17 protein-coding genes and 2 tRNA genes are annotated in these 19118 nt (G+C 68.3%); 9 read left to right on the top strand and 10 right to left on the bottom strand.

The genetic code is table 11. From position 1 onward, the window contains the following. Positions 1-17: 17 nt before the first annotated feature. Both ACQPYZ_RS01435 and ACQPYZ_RS01430 read right to left on the bottom strand, forming a co-directional pair. Positions 18-977 carry a hypothetical protein gene (locus ACQPYZ_RS01435; RefSeq protein WP_433164426.1) on the bottom strand — a complete coding sequence of 320 codons (960 nt, stop codon included), beginning with the start codon at positions 975-977 and terminating at the stop codon, positions 18-20. Positions 978-1058: 81 nt separating this feature from the next. Then, complete coding sequence (locus tag ACQPYZ_RS01430) at positions 1059-2642, bottom strand: LCP family protein (protein ID WP_433164425.1); 1584 nt, start codon at positions 2640-2642, stop codon at positions 1059-1061. A 261-nt stretch (positions 2643-2903) separates the two neighbouring features. Here ACQPYZ_RS01430 and ACQPYZ_RS01425 point away from each other — a divergent pair. Beyond that, positions 2904-2993: transfer RNA gene (locus ACQPYZ_RS01425), tRNA-Ser, on the top strand. 107 nt (positions 2994-3100) lie between these two features. Here ACQPYZ_RS01425 and ACQPYZ_RS01420 read toward each other — a convergent pair. Further along, complete coding sequence (locus tag ACQPYZ_RS01420; protein WP_433164423.1) at positions 3101-3994, bottom strand: LLM class flavin-dependent oxidoreductase; 894 nt, start codon at positions 3992-3994, stop codon at positions 3101-3103. A 161-nt stretch (positions 3995-4155) separates the two neighbouring features. Between ACQPYZ_RS01420 and ACQPYZ_RS01415 the strand changes: the two genes are divergently transcribed. Continuing rightward, the gene (locus ACQPYZ_RS01415) at positions 4156-4401 is read left to right on the top strand and encodes a hypothetical protein (RefSeq protein WP_433164422.1); all 246 of its coding nucleotides are present in this window, start codon (positions 4156-4158) and stop codon (positions 4399-4401) included. A 65-nt stretch (positions 4402-4466) separates the two neighbouring features. Further along, a complete protein-coding gene (locus ACQPYZ_RS01410) occupies positions 4467-5102 on the top strand; it encodes a phosphoribosyltransferase (RefSeq protein WP_433164421.1) in 636 nt (211 codons plus the stop codon). A 102-nt stretch (positions 5103-5204) separates the two neighbouring features. Here ACQPYZ_RS01410 and ACQPYZ_RS01405 read toward each other — a convergent pair whose 3' ends face one another. The 4 genes from ACQPYZ_RS01405 to ACQPYZ_RS01390 all read right to left on the bottom strand — a co-directional run bounded on the left by ACQPYZ_RS01405 (position 5205) and on the right by ACQPYZ_RS01390 (position 9985). Next, on the bottom strand, positions 5205-7082 hold the full coding sequence (locus tag ACQPYZ_RS01405) for a phosphoenolpyruvate carboxykinase (GTP) (RefSeq protein ID WP_433164419.1): 1878 nt from the start codon (positions 7080-7082) through the stop codon (positions 5205-5207). A gap of 347 nt (positions 7083-7429) precedes the next feature. Beyond that, the gene (locus ACQPYZ_RS01400) at positions 7430-8719 is read right to left on the bottom strand and encodes a hypothetical protein (RefSeq protein ID WP_433164417.1); all 1290 of its coding nucleotides are present in this window, start codon (positions 8717-8719) and stop codon (positions 7430-7432) included. Continuing rightward, complete coding sequence (locus ACQPYZ_RS01395; protein WP_433164416.1) at positions 8716-9300, bottom strand: hypothetical protein; 585 nt, start codon at positions 9298-9300, stop codon at positions 8716-8718. Before ACQPYZ_RS01395 ends, ACQPYZ_RS01400 begins: the two co-directional genes overlap by 4 nt. 130 nt (positions 9301-9430) lie before the next feature. Continuing rightward, positions 9431-9985, bottom strand: coding sequence for a hypothetical protein (locus tag ACQPYZ_RS01390; RefSeq protein WP_433164414.1), 555 nt, complete (start codon positions 9983-9985; stop codon positions 9431-9433). 167 nt (positions 9986-10152) lie between these two features. Here ACQPYZ_RS01390 and ACQPYZ_RS01385 point away from each other — a divergent pair. After that, positions 10153-10225: transfer RNA gene (locus tag ACQPYZ_RS01385), tRNA-Arg, on the top strand. 116 nt (positions 10226-10341) lie between these two features. Here the strand turns inward: ACQPYZ_RS01385 and ACQPYZ_RS01380 are convergent. Beyond that, complete coding sequence (locus tag ACQPYZ_RS01380; protein ID WP_433164412.1) at positions 10342-10530, bottom strand: tyrosine-type recombinase/integrase; 189 nt, start codon at positions 10528-10530, stop codon at positions 10342-10344. 269 nt (positions 10531-10799) lie between these two features. On the opposite strand from ACQPYZ_RS01380, the gene cutA reads away from it, so the two are divergent. Further along, positions 10800-11120, top strand: coding sequence for a divalent-cation tolerance protein CutA (gene cutA, locus ACQPYZ_RS01375; RefSeq protein ID WP_433164411.1), 321 nt, complete (start codon positions 10800-10802; stop codon positions 11118-11120). Here the strand turns inward: cutA and ACQPYZ_RS01370 are convergent. After that, the gene (locus tag ACQPYZ_RS01370; protein WP_433164409.1) at positions 11117-12286 is read right to left on the bottom strand and encodes a helix-turn-helix transcriptional regulator; all 1170 of its coding nucleotides are present in this window, start codon (positions 12284-12286) and stop codon (positions 11117-11119) included. The two genes, cutA and ACQPYZ_RS01370, sit on opposite strands and share 4 nt — an antisense overlap. Before the next feature lie 315 nt (positions 12287-12601). On the opposite strand from ACQPYZ_RS01370, the gene ACQPYZ_RS01365 reads away from it, so the two are divergent. The 3 genes from ACQPYZ_RS01365 to ACQPYZ_RS01355 all read left to right on the top strand — a co-directional run bounded on the left by ACQPYZ_RS01365 (position 12602) and on the right by ACQPYZ_RS01355 (position 16116). Further along, the gene (locus ACQPYZ_RS01365; protein ID WP_433164408.1) at positions 12602-12844 is read left to right on the top strand and encodes a hypothetical protein; all 243 of its coding nucleotides are present in this window, start codon (positions 12602-12604) and stop codon (positions 12842-12844) included. Positions 12845-13005: 161 nt separating this feature from the next. Then, positions 13006-15453: a hypothetical protein gene (locus ACQPYZ_RS01360; protein ID WP_433164406.1), complete on the top strand. Its 2448-nt coding sequence runs from the start codon at positions 13006-13008 to the stop codon at positions 15451-15453. Between the two features lie 384 nt (positions 15454-15837). Then, positions 15838-16116, top strand: coding sequence for a hypothetical protein (locus tag ACQPYZ_RS01355; RefSeq protein WP_433164405.1), 279 nt, complete (start codon positions 15838-15840; stop codon positions 16114-16116). A gap of 225 nt (positions 16117-16341) precedes the next feature. Here ACQPYZ_RS01355 and ACQPYZ_RS01350 read toward each other — a convergent pair whose 3' ends face one another. Continuing rightward, complete coding sequence (locus tag ACQPYZ_RS01350; RefSeq protein ID WP_433161807.1) at positions 16342-17538, bottom strand: IS481 family transposase; 1197 nt, start codon at positions 17536-17538, stop codon at positions 16342-16344. Between the two features lie 656 nt (positions 17539-18194). Here ACQPYZ_RS01350 and pip point away from each other — a divergent pair. Continuing rightward, on the top strand, positions 18195-19112 hold the full coding sequence (gene pip / locus ACQPYZ_RS01345) for a prolyl aminopeptidase (RefSeq protein ID WP_433164403.1): 918 nt from the start codon (positions 18195-18197) through the stop codon (positions 19110-19112). Positions 19113-19118 lie beyond the last annotated feature (6 nt).

The raw sequence follows: 19118 nt of genomic DNA, 5'->3' as shown, positions 1-19118 counted from the left end.
CGGCCGCCGGCCGACGGTCAGAAGGCGTCGACCTCGGACGTGGGCGCGTTGCCGAGCGGAGTCCGGGCCAGGCTGATCGACCAGTCGTACTTCCCGTCGAAGCGGTCGTCGTACCGCTCGTAGGAGCAGTCCTCGGTGAACCGCCGGTTGGCCGCGTCCCAGCCGGTGCCGGACTTGAAGTAGACGTAGTAGCTGCCGCGGATCCCGGACAGCGTCGCCTTCTGCTCGGCGCGCACGTAGATCGAGACCTGCGGTCTGCGCGGGTTGCTGTTGGTCACCACGATCACGACGTCGGACGAGCTGCCGTTGTCGATCTGCAGCCGGCCGGGACCGCGGGCCCCGGACCGCTGGACGATCTGCCCGTTCCGCCCGCGACCGTTGACGGTCGACGGCGGCGTCAAGGCCGGTGGTACGACGAGCGCCCCGAACCGCAGGCCCTTGCCGACGGACCTCGACACGTCCTGCGTGAGCTCGACCACCGAGCTGCGGATCCCGGTCTTGGCCTCCCACAACCGCGTCGCCGGCGCCTTGGGCAGTCCGCACCCGGTCTTGGTCGCGCCGGCCTCGCTCAGGTTGTCGGTGACGGTCTCCGGATAACCGTCGAACGACGCGAGCACGGTCCGGTGCGCGGCGTCCAGCGCCTTCGGTGGGTTGACCTTGGCGAGGGCCTGCCGCTCGAGGACGACGGCCGCCGCGAGCTGGGCCCTGGCCGCGTCGAACGCCGGCACCGTCTTCGCGTTCATCACCCTGAGGACGTAGGTCCGGAGGATCTTCTCGACGTTCGTCAGCGCCCGCTGATACATCGGCACCGACAACCGGACCGGAGTCGGCGACGCGGTCGGCGACGGAGTCGGGGTGCTCACCGAGGTCGTCGTCGTACTGCTCTCGGCCGACGGTCCGCCGGCCTCCGGCTCGGCGCTGCATCCCGCCGCCGTCAACACCGTGATCGCGATCGCCGCCGCAGTCCCACGCCGCACAGGTCACCCCCAGTGACTCGTTCCAGTGCGGGCCATCCTTCCCGGCCTACCGGCGGTCCAGTCCCGGTTGGCCGGATGATGTCAGTTGCCGGACTCGGTGGGGTTGTAGGCGCAGGCGTCGTTCAGGTTCTCCGCGGTGCCTGGGGTCACGGTCGGCTTGCTCGACGGCTTCTTGGTCGTCGTACCGCTGGACGGCTTCTTGGTCGCGGTCGCCGTCGGGGCGGACGCGGACGCGGTCGGCTTGGGCTTCGGGCTGATCGCCTTCTGGATCAGCGCCCGCATCGCCTCGTAGTCCGGGTTCTTGCCGGTCGGGAAGTTCTTGCTCTTGTCCAGGTCGACGTTGGAGACCGGCGCGCTCTTCACCTTGAGGCCGAGCTCGATGAAGGCCCCGAGGATCTCCTGGGGGATGTCGGTCCGGAGCAACTGCTTGCCGGCCGCGGCGATCTGCTGGTATTTCGTCACCAGGGTGGCCGGGTTCACGCTGTTGACCAGCGCGTGGATCGTGCAGCGCTGCCGCTCCTGCCGGGACGGGTCGGTCAGACCGTAGCGGCCGCGGGCGAACCAGAGCGCGTGGTACCCGTCCAGCTTCTGGTCCGGCCCGGGCTCGATGTAGCCGGACGGCTTCTTGTGGCTGTTCGAGCCCGGCCCGTCGCCGTAGTCGCCGCCGATCGGCACCTTGTAGTTGACGTTGACGGTGATCCCGCCGACCGCGTCGATGATCTGCCGGAAGCCGGCCAGGTTGACCTGCATGTAGTAGTCGATGTCCAGGCCGAGCGCCTCACCGACGGCGACCTTCAAGACGTCGGCGCCCTCGTTGTCGGTCTCGCCGAGGATCCCCGGGTGCAGCTTCGGGATGTTCTCGTACATCGCGTCCAGGTAGAACTCCGGCTGCTCGACGTTGCCCAGGTCCGGGTTCCAGAAGCCGTCCGGGTAGACCTTGTGCAGCGGCGAGTCCGCGGGGAACGGCATCCGCATCCAGTTCCGGCTGAGCGAGATCAGCGAGGTCGCACCGGTCTTGGTGTCGATACTGGCCACGATCACCGTGTCGGTCCGGGTGCCCTGCCGGCCGACGCCGTCGTCGGCGCCGAGGAGCAGCAGGTTCAGCCGCGGGGTGTTCGCCCACGGATCCTTCTTGTCCACCTTCGGCCGGGTCGCGCTCTTGGAGTCGCCCTCGGACTGGAACACGCTGCCGACCAGGTCGCGCTGGGCCATCACCGTCTGCGCGGCCACGGTCGTCGGTACGGCGATGCCGAAGCAGAGCAACCCGACGAACAGCGACCCCGCCAGCCGGCCGGTGTACGTCATGCTCACCGGGCGGAGCAGCTTGTGCGAGGCGACCACGACCCAGATCCAGCAGATGCCGAGACCGACCACGGCCGCGCTCGCGATCAGCAGCTGCCGCGGCGACACCGCGAAGGCCAGGATCGAGTCACGCCGGGTCAGGCCGACGTACGCGCCGATGAGGAGCAGGCCGATGCTGATGGTCAGCACGAACGCGCCGAGCTTCTTCCGCCCGCCCATCAGCAGGCCGGAGCCGGGGACCAGCGCGCTGAGCAGAGTGAGGCCGATCGCCTTCGACGCCGTCCGTGCCCGCGGCGTGCGGTGCCGCGACCGACTGGCTCGAGGCGCGGCTCTCCGTCCGGCAGCGCGAGTACTCCGCGACATGGCTCCGTTCCCTGATCGACGACGTGGCAGCCTCCGCCGGGCCGCATGCAGCGGCCCACGGTACTTCAGACGCCCACGACACCCACTCGGTTGACGTGATGCTGACGACCCCCGTCGATGCGGCCAGATTACAGGTGCCCGGGCGCATCACTCGAACGTGCCGTCCCGACCACCCTCGGTGGTCGAGGCCCGCTTTGCTGCGGAGTGGGTCGAGCGGATAGTCTTGGCCGTCGTCGCGTCCCCCGTGTGGGGACCGTCGGAGGAGGCGTCGCCTAGTCCGGTCGATGGCGCCCGCCTGCTAAGCGGGTTGAGGGTAACCCCCTCTCGCGGGTTCAAATCCCGCCGCCTCCGCTCTGGGAGCTCCCTGTCCGCGAACAGCGCGGACGGGGAGCTTCGGCCGTTTTCTGGGGGTGCAACCCCCAGGCCCCGCCCGGCGGGCTTCACCCGCCTGGCTCGGGTCAGTTGCTCATCAATTGCTTGGCTTCGGCCAGGCGTTCTACCGAGCGTGGGGTCATCGGCTCGGGGGAGACGATCAGTTGCTCGATGCCGAGCTTCTGGTACGCCGTCAACGCGGCGGCCAGCTCCTGGACCGTGCCGTCGATCGCACGTTCGTCCGGCTCGGCCACCGGCGGCTGGTCCGGGTCGCGGACGACGACCCCGACGGTCGTGGCGACCGCGCCCTCCGGTTTGCCGACTGACTTCACCGCGTCCGTCAGGGTGCCCAGCCGTTCCTCGACCTTCTCGCTCGCGGCGCCGTACCAGGCGGTGTTCCAGACGTCGGCCCACTCGGCGGTCAGGCGCATCATCCGCGGCCGGTGACCGGCGACCAGGATCGGGATCCGGCGGTCCGGCGCCGGGTCGAGCGAGGCCTCGCGGACTCGGTGGTACGTACCGTCGAAGGTGACCGTCTCGCCGCGGATCAGCCGCGCCACGATCTCCAGCCACTCCTCGAACCGCCCGACCCGGTGGTCGGTCGGCAGCCCGAACGCCTCGTACTCCGGATCGTGCCAGCCGGCGCCGACCCCGAGGACCAGCCGTCCGCCGGACACCTCGTCGAGGGTCGCCGCCATCTTGGCCGTCAGCCCGGGATCCCGGAACGACGCGCACAGCACCAGGTTCCCGATCTCGACGCGGGTGGTCACCGCGGCGACCGCGGTCAGCAGCGTCCAGGCCTCGTGCATGCCGAACACCTGGCCGTCCGGCGCCTTGTACAGGAAGTGGTCGGCCAGCCAGACCGCGTCCAGCCCGCTCTGGTCGGCCGCCTCGGCGACCTCGCGGACGTCCTGCCAGCGGGGCATCGAACCGCCGGGCCCGTCACCGGCACCGAACGGGAGCATCACTCCGATCTTCATGCCCTCAACCTATCCGCGGATCGGCGTGCGCGCGGGGCCGAACCGGGTCGAGGCTGTGACGAGACGGTGGCGAGTCCGAGACGTTCCCGGGGTACGAAGAACTATCCCGGGTGCGAGGTCACGGTGAGGTACGGGCGACCGGAGCTCGAGAGGTGATGGCGATGACGGCGGTGGCACTGCCTGGAACGACGTACGACCCGCGAGCCCTCCTCGGCGTGGGCGTGCCCGCACACGTCCTGGTCCACCTGGACGACGGCTGGACCCCGGCCTGGCTCATCGGCCGCCTGCACTGCGCGAACGGCTGGGTCGCGCTCGTCCAGTACGTCGACCCCGACGGCCGCGAGCAGACCTGCCGACTGCCCGCCGACCGCGTCGCCGTCAGCCCGCCCACGGACCGACCCCAATAGCCCGCTGGCTGCTCGCGCACACTCGCCGGCGGACAAGTTCCGCCTGCCGGGTGGATCATGGCGCTATGAAGCCGTACCCGGATCGGGAGGCCGCCGGCCGGGCCCTGGCCGACGAGCTCGGCGAGGTTGCCGGATCGGTGCTGGTGCTCGGGCTGGCGCGCGGCGGGGTTCCCGTGGCGGCGCCGGTCGCGGACGCCCTCGGCGCGAAGCTGGATGTGCTGATCGTCCGCAAGCTCGGCCTGCCGCAACAGCCGGAGCTGGCGATGGGTGCGATCGCGGGCGTCGGCGGCGAGACCCAGACGGTCCGCAACGAATCGGTGCTCGCCGAAGCCGGTGAGCACGCGCTGGCCGACGTACTCGAGGAGGAGACGCGGGAGCTGCGGCGGCGCGAGCAGGCCTACCGCGGCGACCGGCCCGCGATCGACGTCCAGGACCAGGTGGTGATCCTGGTCGACGACGGGCTGGCGACCGGCTCGACGATGCGCGCCGCGGTGGCAGCGGTACGGCGACAGCGGCCGGCGCGCGTGATCGTCGCCGTACCCGTGGGCGGCTCGGACGGGTGCCGGCGGCTCGCACAGGTGGCCGACGAGGTCGTGTGCGTGTGGAAGCCGCTCTACTACACCGCGGTCGGCCAGGCCTACCGCGACTTCTCCCCGGTCGAGGACGACGAAGTACGACGAATCCTCGCAGAGCGCCCGTGATCCGGGTCCCCGAGCCCGGATACAGCGTGGCGCCCCGGCCGGTGGGCCGGGGCGCCGCGCTGGTGCGGTCTGCTGGCTTCCGACTCAGCAGCCGACGTCCTCTCAGCCGAGCCGCGTGCGCAGGTTGTCGAGCTCGACCTTCAGCGTGGCCGGCACCTTGTCCCCGAGCTTGCCGAACCACTCCTCGATCAGCGGGAGCTCGGCCTTCCACTCGTCCGCGTCGACCTTGAGCGCGATCTCGAGCTCGTCGGCGGTCAGGTCCAGCCCCGACACATCCAGCGACCCCGGCGTGGGCACTCGGCCGATCGGGGTCTCGACCGCGTCGGCCTGCCCCTCGATCCGCTCGATCACCCACTTCAGCACCCGGCTGTTCTCGCTGAAGCCCGGCCAGACGAACTTGCCCGACTCGTCCTTGCGGAACCAGTTCACGTAGAAGATCTTCGGCAGCTTCGCGGCGTCGTGCTCCTTGCCGACGGTCAGCCAGTGGTCGAAGTAGTCGCCCGCGTTGTACCCGAGGAACGGCAGCATCGCCATCGGGTCGCGCCGGACGACGCCGACCTCGCCGACCGCGGCCGCGGTGGTCTCCGACGAGAGCGTGGCGCCCATGAACACCCCGTGCGCCCAGTCCCGCGACTCGGTCACCAGCGGCACCGTGGTGGCCCGCCGGCCGCCGAAGATGATCGCCGAGATCGGTACGCCGTTCGGGTCCTCGTACTCGTCGGCGATGATCGGGCACTGCTTGATCGGCGTGCAGAACCGGCTGTTCGGGTGGCTGGACAGCTCACCCGACTCCGGCGTCCACTCCCGGCCCTTCCAGTCGGTCAGGTGGTTCGGCGGGGTCTGCGAGTAGCCCTCCCACCAGACGTCACCGTCGTCGGTGAGCGCGACGTTGGTGAAGACCGAGTTGCCCTTCTCGATCGTGCGCATCGCGTTCGGGTTCGTCTTCCAGCCCGTGCCCGGGGCCACCCCGAACAGGCCGAACTCCGGGTTCACGGCGTACAGCCGGCCGTCCTCGCCGAACCGCATCCAGGCGATGTCGTCGCCGAGCGTCTCGACCTCCCAGCCCTCCAGGGTCGGGTCGAGCATCGCCAGGTTGGTCTTGCCGCACGCGCTCGGGAACGCGGCCGCGACGTAGTGGACCTTCTTCTCCGGCGAGATCAGCTTCAGGATCAGCATGTGCTCGGCCAGCCAGCCCTCGTCCCGGGCCATCGCCGACGCGATCCGCAGCGAGTAGCACTTCTTGCCGAGCAGCGAGTTGCCGCCGTACCCTGAGCCGTACGACCAGATCGCCCGCTCCTCCGGGAACTGGACGATGTACTTCTCCTCGTTGCACGGCCACGGCACGTCCGCCTCGCCCGGCTGCAGCGGCGCGCCGACCGAGTGCAGGCAGGGGACGTACGGCGCGTCGGCGCCCATCTTCTCGAGGACGTCGGAGCCGGTGCGGGCCATGATCCGCATCGAGGCGACCACGTACGCCGAGTCGGTGATCTCCACGCCGAACATCGGCTTGTCCGCCGTCAGCGGGCCCATGCAGAACGGGACGACGTACATCGTCCGTCCGCGCATCGAGCCGCGGTACAGCTCGGTCATCAGCGCCTTCATCTGCGCCGGGTCCATCCAGTTGTTGGTCGGGCCCGCGTCTTCCTCGTCGACCGAGCAGATGAACGTCCGCTGCTCGACCCGCGCCACGTCCGAGGGGTCGGTGCGCACCCAGAACGAGTTCGGCTTCTTCTCCTCGTTCAGCCGCACCATCGTGCCGGCCGCGATCAGCTCGTCGGTGAGCCGCGCGTACTCCTCGTCCGAGCCGTCCATCCAGTGGATCCGGTCGGGCCGGGTGAGCGCGGCGACCTCGGCGACCCACGCCAGCAGGCCGGCGTGCGTGGTCGGCGCTTCACTCAGGTCGTAGGTCCCGGCGGTGAGGGTTTCCGGGTCGGCGGTGGCGTCGGCGTCGGTATGGGTCGGGCTGGCGGTTGTCGTCATCGGCGGCTCATTCCCTCTCGGCTGTCGGGCCCGGCGGCCGTCCCGGCCCTCGGCGCTGAAGGCAGGTACGGCTCCGGCCGCCGGGGTCTCCGGCGGTTCGATCCAGCTGGCTGGCGGTGTGATCGGTCGCAGACCAGTGCGTCCAGTGGACGTATACCAGTGTGCAAGTGGTACTAACGGTACGCGACTCGGCGGCGTGGTGAGAACCACTAGTGCGTGAGCCCGATCACAAAGTCCGGACGACAATCGCTTTCCGGCGGACCCTGGGAGAACTTTCCGGCGAACCCTGGGAGAACGAGAACGGCCCGCGCTCGTGCGCGGGCCGTGACCGAAGGATTTCCGGCGGATCAGCCGGCCTGCCGCCAGATGTCGTTCACGATCTGCTGGACGGCTTTCTCCTCGCCGGGTGCGCCGCTGCCCGCGACGCCGACCAGCCACCAGCGTCCGCCGCTGAGGAAAGCGTGCGACATCGTCAACGTGTAGCCCTTCGCCGCCTGCCCGCGCCGCGGCTCGGTGAACCACGTCCGGGCATCCTTGACCGTCGTGGGTGCCGGCACGTCGAACTCCTTCGCCCAGGCCGCGTCGAACGCGGGCCGCTCGGCCAGGCAGGCGGCGAGGTCCTTGCACTGGTGTAGCACCAGGCGCGCCTCGAGCGTGGCCTTGGGCTGTTTGTCGTCGGTCTTGGTGACGACCCGGCGGTAGACCGCCGTACTGGACTCACCGATCGAGCTGATCTCCGGCGTCTGCGGCCAGCCGAACTCGAACGGAAGCCCGACACCGACGACCGGCAGCACGTCAGTACCTGCGGCGTACGTCGCGCCGACCACGCCCGGACTGCCGTCCGGCTCCTTGTAGTCCGCCGGCGTGATCCACCCGATCGCCGGTAGCAGGACCGGCGACGGGAACGGACCAGGGCTGACCGCGGCCGGAACCGCCTCCACCGGCTCGTCCTTGATCGAACTGCCGATCGCGGAACCGACCGAGTAGGTAATCGAGAACACGACGAGCACCCCGAGGACCGAGACCAGGTAGATCCAGCCGCCGATCTTGTGGCGGTACTCCCGGGCGACCGCAACCTTGGACCGCGGCTGCGTGGGCTGGTCCTGGAGTTGGCCGTCCTGTGGGTCGGTCGGGTGGTCGGCGTACGTCGGGAACGCGGGGGGCTCGGGCGACGGCGAGCCGGTGATCACCTCGGGCGGTGGGGGGCTGGTGACGACCGCGGTCGGTGGCGGGCTGGAGATCAACTCCGGCGGTGGCGGCGCCGCGCCGTACCGGCTGAGCTGGGATCGGACCGCCTGCAGGGCCTCCTCGTCGTTGCCGGGGATGCCGTCGAGCGGATCGATCAGCCGCTCCGCGCCGGACTCGCCCGGGACCAGCCGGGTGATCGCGTACGGGCGGTCGGCGGTGAAGTTCGCCGCCCACAGCGGCGTCTCCTGCTGCCCCGGCTCGAGCGCCGCACCGCGACCGGCCCGGACCAGGCGGTCGCGCACCGTCTCGTCGCGCGCGCCGTCGTCGCTCAGCACGAGCGCGACGACCTCCATCCCGGTGAAGCTGCGGCCGCGCCACACGTCCGCGAGCGGATGGGTCAGCAGGTGGTCGTCGAACTGGTAGCCGGGGATCTGCGGCGTACTGTTCACTTCGTCTCCCAGATCGCGCGATCCGCCAGCACCAGCGCCGCCTGCTCGGCGGTCTTCCGTTCGACCGGGCTGGCCGAGTAGACCACGTGGGCGATCACGTCACCGCGCCGTACCAGCGCGTTCACCACCCACGACTCGCCTCCGACCCCCCGGGGAGCGCTGCGGAGCTTGGTCGGGTAGGGGCGGTCGGCAACGGTCTCCAGCGGGCTCCGGTCCCAGGTCCACTTCGCGTTCTGCGGCGGGGTGAGCGGCGCCTTCCCGGCCCCGATGTCGCGCCCGCCGTACGGCGTCACCGTCAGCTTCACCGCGGCCGTCGAGAACGTGCGGTGGCGGGACGTGGACGGCACGCTGCAGATCACCGGCGCCGTACCGAGCTGCGCCAGCGTGACCGGACTGCTCGATGCTTGCGGCAACAAACTGCGCACGTCACCGATGCTCGCGCACAGCCCGGCCGACAACGTCCGCGCCGACGGAATGTCCTCCGGCTGCACGGGGTCGCCGAGCGCGTACCCGATCCCCGCCCCCGCAACCGCAGCCACCCCACACGCGACCGCCGTACCCCGAACCAACCGACTACCCATGCCCGCGACCCTAGCCACGCGAAGGTCCTCCAACCGTCGACAACCCGGCCTTAGACGCCCCCCACCCCCACCCGGTTCCCCCACAACCTTCACCCCACCACCGACTCGGGGCCGACGACAACCGTCCGCGCTAGTCCAGCAGAGTCCGCACCGACCCGCCCGACTCCGACAGCTTCGTCCCGAGGCCCTTCAGCGCGTCGCCGACGTTCGCCAGGATCCCGGAGAGGTCCTGCAGGTTGCCGGCCAGGCTCTCGATCTCGGTCGCGACCCCGCCGATCTGCCCGCTGCCGTCGTTCAGCTTCTTCGCCGCCGCGTCACCGATCCCCGGGATCTTGTCCAACTCACCCGCGAGCCCCGACAGCAACCCGGCCGCGCTCTGCAGCTTGTCCTTGGCCGCGTTCAGCGTGCTCGCGCTCCCGGTCAGCGCCTTCCGCGCCCCACCCTCGCCGTCGTCCCCGACCAGCGCCCCGGCCGCCTTCGCCGCCTGCTCCCCGGCGTCCGCCAACCCCGACCCGATCGTCTTCAGCAACTCCGGCAGCTTCCCGATGAACCCAACCGCATCGTCCGGCAGCCCCCGCACCAGCCGCAGCAGCTTCTCGAAGTCGTCAGAGTTCTCCATCACGAACCCGACCGCCTTCTTCACATCCCCCAGATCCCGCCCACCCAGCAAGTCCTCGATACCCATGCCCGGATCGTAGAGCCCCCACTCCCCACCACCCCGCCGCCACACCCGCCGTACCCACCCGCAACACCACCCACCTCCCCACAGCCCGCACCACCCACCCGCCGACCTCCCCGGAGCCGATTGGCCTCCACCCACCTCCCCCATGTATCGTTACTCGTCGTTGTCCAGCGCTCGTAGCTCAACGGATAGAGCATCTGACTACGGATCAGAAGGTTGGGGGTTCGAATCCCTCCGAGCGCGCAAATCCGAAGCCCAGGCAGATCCCATCTGACCTGGGCTTTTGCATTCCTCGGGACATGCCAGAGGGCGGCTCAACCGCTCGACCACCCTTCCGTACCCCCGCGCGTACCCCAATGTCACCCTTCGTCCTGCTCGCCGAACAGGAAGTCGAGCCGGTCGACCGCATCCCGCGTCACGTCCTCGGCCACATCGACGTAGATCACCTTGGTGACGGTCGGCGAGTTGTGCCCATGCACGTCTTGGATGTTCTCCAGCGGAACGCCCTGGCTGTAGAGCAGGGAGGCGCACAAGTGCCGCAAGTTCATCGAACCGAATAGGCCGTACGCCGGCGTTCTCGCACAGCCGGTCAAGGTGGCGGTTCATGTTCGGCTGACGATCTCGTGGAAGCGCGAATCGATCTCCATCACGTTAGAGCCCACGAACTGGCGGGGTTCGCCCTCGCCGTACCAGCGGCGGGGGCTCACCCGCATGGAACATGCAATGTCCATGATCCGCAACTGAACCGTCCATGGCCGCGACGCCGACTGCCCGACCGCCCAGTTGGGACGTGGTCGCGGTCCCTAGACTCGGTGATATGTCTGGCTATCTGCAGGTGTCAACGGCGACAGCAACCCGCGAAGAAGCGGTCCAGCTCGCAGGCTCAGCAGTCAGTGCCGGCCTTGCTGCGGGAGCGCAGGTTGTAGGCCCAGTCACCTCGGTCTTCTGGCACGAAGGCCAGTACGGCGACGGCGAGGAGTGGCAGGTGTTGCTGAAGACTACGAAGCGCCGGTACGCCGAGCTTGAGGCTCACCTGTTGGAGAACCACTCTTGGGGCAATCCCGAAGTGAGCGCGGTGCCGATCACCGCAGGCTCCGCCGGCTACCTCGACTGGCTCGATCGGACGACCAAGGGCTAGCCGCGCGCCCGCTCGAGCACTGCCGCGACCTCCGGACCTCCGTAGCGGGACAAGCGACTGAGAACGCCTCGCAGTCGCTCGCCGGGACGAACCGAGCCGACCCCAGACGCGAGGTCGATAGCGTGCTCGGTCACGCACGCCGCCCGCTCCGGATCGTCGGCATCCATCAGAGCGTGAGCAAGCCAGGTGCTGTAGAGCGCCTTGTCACGAGAGTGGGTGTCGTCATATCGCGACAGAGCATCGTCCAGCAGCGGAACTGCGCGGGCTGGTCGGCCCAGCTCGGTGTAGCAGCGGCCGGCCATGATGTCGATCTCCAGCGGATCGACCCAGAACACCCAATCCGGCTCCGGGAAATGCGACGACTCATTTGCCGCGGCTACCGCGGCATCGAGTGCGCGTGCCGTAGCAGACACCTGCCCACTCACGGCGTAGGTCCAGGCAAGACGCTCGTGCAGCAAAGCACGAACTCGAGGTGTCGTCCGAGTACCCGCGACGCGTGTTGACTCGGCGGCCGTCTCGGTGTCCGCCTTCTCGTAGGCCATGAATGCCAGCGAATTGCCTTCCAGGCCAGGGTCACCGGCCTCCTTCGCAGCGGCCAAGGCTTGCCTGTAGTGCCGTCGCGATTCGACGTACCGACCGGCGTCGAAGGCCGCCCATCCGGCCATCTGCGCTTGCTCGGCGAATACACCGATCAGTGCTCGGGCCGTCGTGCTGCTATAGCTGGCCGTCTTGATCAGCTTGGCTGTCGCATCCATCTCTGACGTGTAGACCAGGTACGTGTCCATGCCGCCGAGATGGTCATCCAGCCGTCGCAGGCGAGCGGTCCGCTGCCGCAGCTGACGTATCTGCGTTGCGCCGATCTGACTGCCCGTCCGCGCCCGAGCAAGAGGGGCGAGAGCCAGGGCGGTTGCCAGTCCGGCGAAGGCCCGGCGGTCCACCGCATCGCGGCCGGGAATGTCCGCGTGGAGCAGGTCGTGTAGCTGCTCGTCGGACAGTTGCAGCGCCCGCGCGAGATGAGGGCGTACCCACGCTTGCGGCTCGGTCCGGCCGGCTTCCCAGCGGACGATGGTCGACCGCTCGACGCCGAGCGCGTGGGCGAGTCCATCTTGGCTCAGCCCGACAGACTGTCGGCGCTGAGCCAGGGAAAGTCGTCGCGCCTGCCCCACTGGATGCCTCATTTCTGCCTCACCCGGCCCGCACCACTTGTTGTTACCTGGGCAGTGCGGCGAGTCAACACCACAGAACGAAGGTACCAGTGGCAGAAGGGGCTGACACAGCGATGGTCGAGTCGGCGGTAGGTGATGGCGTCGAATGGGCCGGGGACAGCGACAAGCCCCACAGACGGAGTGAACTTGGTTGGCCGGAGCTGCGAAGCGCGCCGGCGGACCCGTGCGAGGGGCGCAATCCGACGACCAAACGTCTGTGCCGGTTGGGCTACCACCAGGGGTACCACCGCGACGACACCGGCGCGGAGTGGCTCGATGACTGAGCGGCGGAACGTCCGCGACCGCCAGTTGCGCCGGTGGGCCTGGCAGGCCGTGGCCGTCGACCGGCGGAACGGCGTATGGCTGAACGGATACGACCCGCGCCACGTCGGCCAAATCCTCCCCTGGTGTGTCGAGGCGTACCTAGCCCGAGACCCGATTACGCCGCGCATGTCGACCCGCAACTACCGCCAACTGGAGCGGCGTCACATTCAGCCTCGGCGGAGGATCACCACCTAATCGGCGGGGCAGGCGTGCTGACCCCCTGCATCCGCGCCCGCCCCGCTCACCACCAAGCGACCCCGGCTGAACTCCTCACAGTCGGGGTCGCTTCACGATGGCTGGTCCACGCCGCTCATGCCATCCGATCTATTGTCGGTGCTGCCCGTCACACTGAACGAGTGAAGCACGAGCAGGAGCGGCTGAAGGTCGTCGGCACCGGCGCGATGGGCAGCCTCAGCCGAGCGGCTGCCCATTTCCAGCAGTTGGCACAGAAAGCGTCCACGGTTGAGGATCTCCTCACCCACCTTGGCGAGGCGATAGAGTCAGCGCGCGTCGCGCTCGCCGAGTGCCTGCGGGGGTACGACTCCTTCGACACGCTCGCGTTCCTGCGCCTCGCAGCGAGTCCGTGGGACCTCAGCGAGATTCGAGAGAGCGAGACCTTAGTCGAGAACTCCCAGGCTGCCCAAGACGTCGTCGCTCTCACCCTCCTAGGCATGGGACTTCCCCGGCAACCCTTGACCGGTGAGAACTCTGGGCAACCCGACATCCGGGAGGCGATGGGTCTAGCGGCCGACATCGTCACGGCAGCCCGGACGCGCGCCATTGCGCAAGGACGCAGCATTGATGAGCCGCTCGGGGTGCTCGCGGGCGAGTTCTTAGGGTACGAACTGTCGGTACGCGGACGGCAGTACCAGTCCGTCGCAAAGGAGCTGAACACCGGCCTGTTGGGCGACCCGACCGTCGCCGCCATCGTGAAAGATGCGCTCGGGTTCACGCTTGACGACATCCACGCCGTGCGCGACGCGTCAACCGCTCTGTTGAACGAGCGGCTTTTCGGGGCGCGTGACCGGGTCGGGGACATCGTCGAGTCCGGCGCTGGTGTCGAGAACATCGATGCTGACGCGTTCCTGCGCGACATGAACCTCATGACCAATGAATGCCGGTTGTTCGGGGCTGTTTCGGCGGCCGACGCTGCAAGCCGCGCCGGAATCGAGGAGGGGACCGCGAAGGCGGTCCTGGAGTTCTTCAGTATCTCCCGGCCGGCGGAAGGCGATGCGAATCCTGTCTTACGGTTCGCCAAGGGGGAGCTTCCGACGCCGTGGGGATGCATTGCGGACGACGGCGAGTACCTCATCCTCAATGGGTTCTTGGGCGAAGACGAGCTGCGTCGTGACATCGAGCGCGGGCTCGTCGCGGCCTCGGTCGGGAAGCGTGGGAGTGCAGGCAAGATGTGGCCGAGGTATGACAGGCGCCGGGCCTCGTACTCCGAATCTAAGGCCGCTACCGCGCTCACCAACATGCTCGCCGGCGCTGAGCCTCGCTGGGAAGGGCAGAAGTACATCGGTCCGGTTTCAGTTGACGACGCCGCCAGCCTGGGCAGGGACGCCGACCGGACGATCGTAACCACCCGAGAGTTCGAGTCCGACCTGCTATTCATCGTCGATGGTGTTGCATTGTGCGTCGAGGTTAAGGCGGGCTCCGTCACGGAGAAGGCCCGTGGCGGCCACGCCAAGCGGCTGGCCACTGACTTGCAGAAGACCCTCAAAGACGGCAACGAGCAGGCTGATCGGCTGACCCAACTCTTCCGCACTAATCACGGAGTATGGAGCGCCGACGGCGAATGGATCGACTTGGCGTCGGTCGACGAGATCCACTCGATCATCGTCATGCTCGACGACATGGGCCCGTTATCGCTGTCAATGAACGAGCTAGCTCACAAAGGCATCATCGAAACCATCGAGATTCCATGGATCGTGAGCATGCACGACCTGCTCGTTCTCAGTCGTACGGTCGACCATCCAGCCCAATTCCTCGAATACTTGCGGCGTCGCCGCGGCCGGATGCTCGCGACGATGGTGAAGGGCGTCGATGAGCTCGACATGTTCATGTGGTTCGTCAGCGGGGGCATGTACTTCGAGCCCGACCCTCGTGACGTCGCCGCGCAGATACCCATCGATGGGCCGATGAAGGCATCTGACGTTCGCCGCTATGAACAGCAATCCCGAGTGGGGCTCGGGACGTTGACCGACCCGCTGGACGCGTGGATCTACAGCAGCGAAGGCCTCTCTCACACGGAGGCGCCGAAGCCGACCCGACGCGAGGAACCGTGGGTGGAACAGTACCTGTCTGCCAGCGAGTCCGCCAAGTCACCCGGTTGGCTTCGGTTCGGCGCTGACCTGGTCGGTCTGAGCGATGAAGCACAACGCGACATCGGGAAGTCGCTGATGGAGCAAACCCGCCAGGCACGGGGTGGCGACATCGAACGGAGCCTCACCACGCACGGCACGACCTCCTTCGGGTCGTGGCTGCTGACCGCGTCTGTTGTGCCGGACGGGGCTAGTACCGAACATCTCGCCCCGTACATCGAGGCAAAGCAGTACCAGACCCGGTCGAGCAGGTCGATGCTGCTGCTGTACAACACCGATGGGACTCTCACTGGCTCCAGCTATCGCGGCGAGTCCCAACCTCGGACAGCCGAGCGAGACGCTGCCATCGCTGCTCTTCCGCTCCAAAGCCTCGCCTCGACATTCAGCTCTGCAACGTCAAACAAGGTCCCGCCCAGCGCGAGACGTACCACCAGGCGGCTTCGCGGCAAGCGGGGCAAGACGAGTCGTCGACGTAGTTGAGCACCGTGCCAAACCGCCCGACGGGGTCAGGCCCGGCTCAGCGCGTCGGATCGCCGCCCCTGTGGCTCGCGGCCCGGGTCTGCCGGATTGACCTCTTAAGAATCAAGGGCGCGCCTTCGGCGCGCCTCCCGCGCGGAGACCGCCAAGAATCGCCCTGTTCGAAGAAGGTCGGCATCGGCCTGGTCCTGGAGGTCGACCGCGGGTAGCCCCGTCCCCCTGCCGCCCGATCGTGCGGCCAGCACGGCACGCGTCAAGAGCGCTACGCGTCCCTCCGGGATCGGCTAGCCGACTCTTGACCCGTGCCGAGCCGACCTGGTTTGGCAGCTATCAGGGGGCGGGTGAGGCCCGTTGGCGTCGTCGCGCTGCGTGTGCGACGCTCCACGCATGACCGAATTCATCGCGATCGATCGCGAGAGCGTCCAGACAGATCAGATCCTGCACAAAGACGACATCGCTCAGGAATGTTCGGTCAGGTTGATCGAAGGCGGCTCCGTGGTCTTCCAAGCCAAGGCAGATGCACGCGGCGAGCTGACCTATCACATCCATCCGAGCGGCGCCTTGTACGTTCGTATCGGTGGCTACAACCTACGCGTGTTCGGGCCTAACGCGTGGATCATGATCGAGGGTGGATCAGAGGCCTTTGCAGCTGAGACGCAGTACTGAATCACCGTCTTATGCGGTCACGCGGGTGACCCCAGTCTGACCCCAACGACCGCGTACAGGAAAGCACGGCGCGGCACCTGCGGCAATAGGCATCGCCGGGAGGCGACGTTGCAAGCGAGATTCTGCAGGCTCCTACGGATCAGAAGGTTGGGGGTTCGAATCCCTCCGAGCGCACACTGTGATGTCTCAAGACATCCCGGACAGGTGAACCCACGATTCGTGGGTTCACCTGCTTCTTTTGGGGGCAGGTCCGGGTGGTCTGCCGGTGGGCTGGTAGTCGCGGGTGGGGTCGAGGACCAGTTCGCGTAGCAGTTCGCCGGTGGCGGCGTCGACGACCCGGATCTGGAGGTCGTGGATGAGCAGGATGACGTGGGTTCGGGCGTGGGTTCGGCCGATGCCGATGTGGTGGAGGCGGCCGTTGACCCGCAGGGTGACCACGCCGGTGTGGTCGACCCGGTCGGCGCGGACCCGGTGGTGAACCTCGCCGGCCCGGTCGCCGGTGGGGGTGGCTTTGGGGCGGGCGGTGTAGGCGGCCGCCGGGGTGCAGCGGTGCGGCAGGGACCGATGCGGGCGGCGGTGGTTGTACTCGTCCACGAACTGGTCGAGCAGGGTCTGCAGGTCGGCGATCGTGGCGGGCTGGGCGGGTTGGGCCCGCAGCCACTTCTTCAGGGTCTGCTGGAACCGCTCCACCTTCCCGCAGGTGGTCGGGTGGTTCGGGCGGGAGTTCTTCTGCACGATGTTCAGCTTGCGTAGCTCGGTCTCCAGGCCGTTGCGGCCGCCCTTCCCGCCCGACAACCGGGTCGTGTAGACCATGCCGTTATCGGTCAACGTGGAGGCCGGGATCCCGTACCGCGCAACGGTTTCGCGGAACGTCGTGACCACAGTCTGCCCGGTGATCCGCCGGTGCGCGGTGACATGCAGAGCCAGCCGGGAGTGGTCGTCCAGCCAGCTGATGACTTCGACATCGCGGCCGTCGGCGAGGCGGTAGTGGGTGAAGTCGGACTGCCAGCACTCGTTCGGCTGTTCGGCGGCGAACCGCAGGTACGACGACCTCGGCCGCTTCCCCGGAGCCGGTGTCACCGCGCCCGCCCGGGTCAGGATCCGGTGGATCGTCGCCCGCGACACCACCGTGGCGTGATGGTGGCGCAGGTGCCAGCCGATGGTGTCTGCCCCGGCGTCCAGGCCGGCCTCCGCGAGCTGTTTGCGCAGCCGCAGTACCAGCTCCACCGTCACACCCGGCGTCGCCCGCGGCGAGCTCTTCGGCCGCCGCGACCGCGGCTCGAACGCCGCCTCCCCCTCGGCCCGCCACCGCGCCAGCAACTCATACACCCACGACCGGGCCACCCCGTACTGCGCGACCACCTCAGCAACAGGCCGCTTCTCCACCACCACAGCCATGATCACCAACCGGGCCTTCGACATCCCAGAGCATCAACAACCCGTCCGGCATCACCTGCGACACCAGTCCGGCATGTCGTGAGACACCCGTCCGGTATGTCCTGAACCACAACACCTCCGAGCGCACACCTCCGAGCGCGCAAACGAAAACCCCAGGTCACGAGCTATAGACCTGGGGTTTCGCATGTCCGTGGCTCTCGGTTGCTAACAGTCTTGCCAACACCGTCCAGGTCTGAGGGCTCCGTCATCCGGCTCGTCACGTTCCGGGTCGACGGCGGCAGCGAACCCGTCCGCGATCCCGGCCGCGTGCTGTCGAATCACGTACGCGTAGACCCGAAGCGTGATCGACGGATCGGCATGCCCGAGCCGGTCCGCGACGACGTGCACCGGTACGCCGGCCAGCAGCAGCGTCGTTTGCGTGAACCTGGCGTCGGCAATGCAGTCGGGCGGGTGGCAGCGGCTTGGCCGGTCGTGCGCCGCCTTGGTCTAGATGGCCGACCAGCTCTACCGGTCATGCGGAGCTTGGCCGGGTGTGGGCGATCGCGTTCTGCCCCGTGGCTGAGGAGTGTTGCGTACCACCGTCCTAACGGCGAGACTCGCTGGCTGTCGCATTTATATGAGTGCTGTCATTTCTGTCGGGAGGACGAATGTACCCACAGGTCGAGCCTTAAGACCACGGCATGCTCGACGTCGGTGATGGGCACAGCGTGTACTGGATGGCGTGCGGCAACCCGGATGGCAAGCCTGCGCTGTACGTGCACGGTGGCCCTGGCTCGGGGTGCGGCACACGTTCCCCCGGCCAATTCGACCCCGCCGTCTACCGCGTCGTCTCGTTCGACCAACGCAACTGCGGCCGGAGCACCCCTCACGCCAGCGAGCCCGTGATCGACCTGTCCACCAACACCACCGACCACCTGATCCGCGACATGGAGCAGCTGCGCGAGCACCTGGGCATCGACAAGTGGCTGCTGTTCGGCGTTTCCTGGGGTTCAGTGCTCTCGCTGACGTACGCGCTGCGCCACCCGGAGCGCGTCTCGGAGATGATCGTGACCGCCGTCGCCACCGGCAGGCACTGCGAGGTCGAGTGGCTGATCCGCGGCTTCGGCGGCCTGGCCCCCGAGGCGTACGAGCGCTTCCTCGCCGGCGTACCCGATCCGGGCGAGGACATCTCGGCCGCCTATCACCGCCTGCTGATGGACCCCGACCCCGCCGTACACCGCAAAGCAGCAGAGGACTGGTGCGCTTGGGAGGATGCAATCGCCACTGTCCCGCCGGGCCGCGACGTCGAGCACGAGCCGTGGGAGCCCCGGTTCCAACTCGCCTTCGCCCGAATCGTCACGCACTACTTCAGCAACCGCTGTTGGTTGGCAGACGACCAACTGTCCCGCGACGGGCACGTCCTGCAGGGCATCCCCGGCGTCATCGTGCACGGGCAGCTCGACCTCGGCGCACTCACCGGCAAACCATGGGTGCTGCACCACGCCTGGCAGGGATCCGAACTGGTGATCGTCGAGCACGGCACGCACGCCGCCGGAACGGCAGAAGCTGTCATGGCCGCAACCGACCGCTTCGCCAAAGCCCCCGCGCACTCTTCATAGCGACGA

This window comes from Kribbella sp. CA-247076, assembly GCF_050942445.1.
Taxonomy (GTDB): domain Bacteria; phylum Actinomycetota; class Actinomycetes; order Propionibacteriales; family Kribbellaceae; genus Kribbella.
Note: the sequence above shows the minus strand (reverse complement) of the source record. Positions and strands in the feature narration are given on the sequence as shown.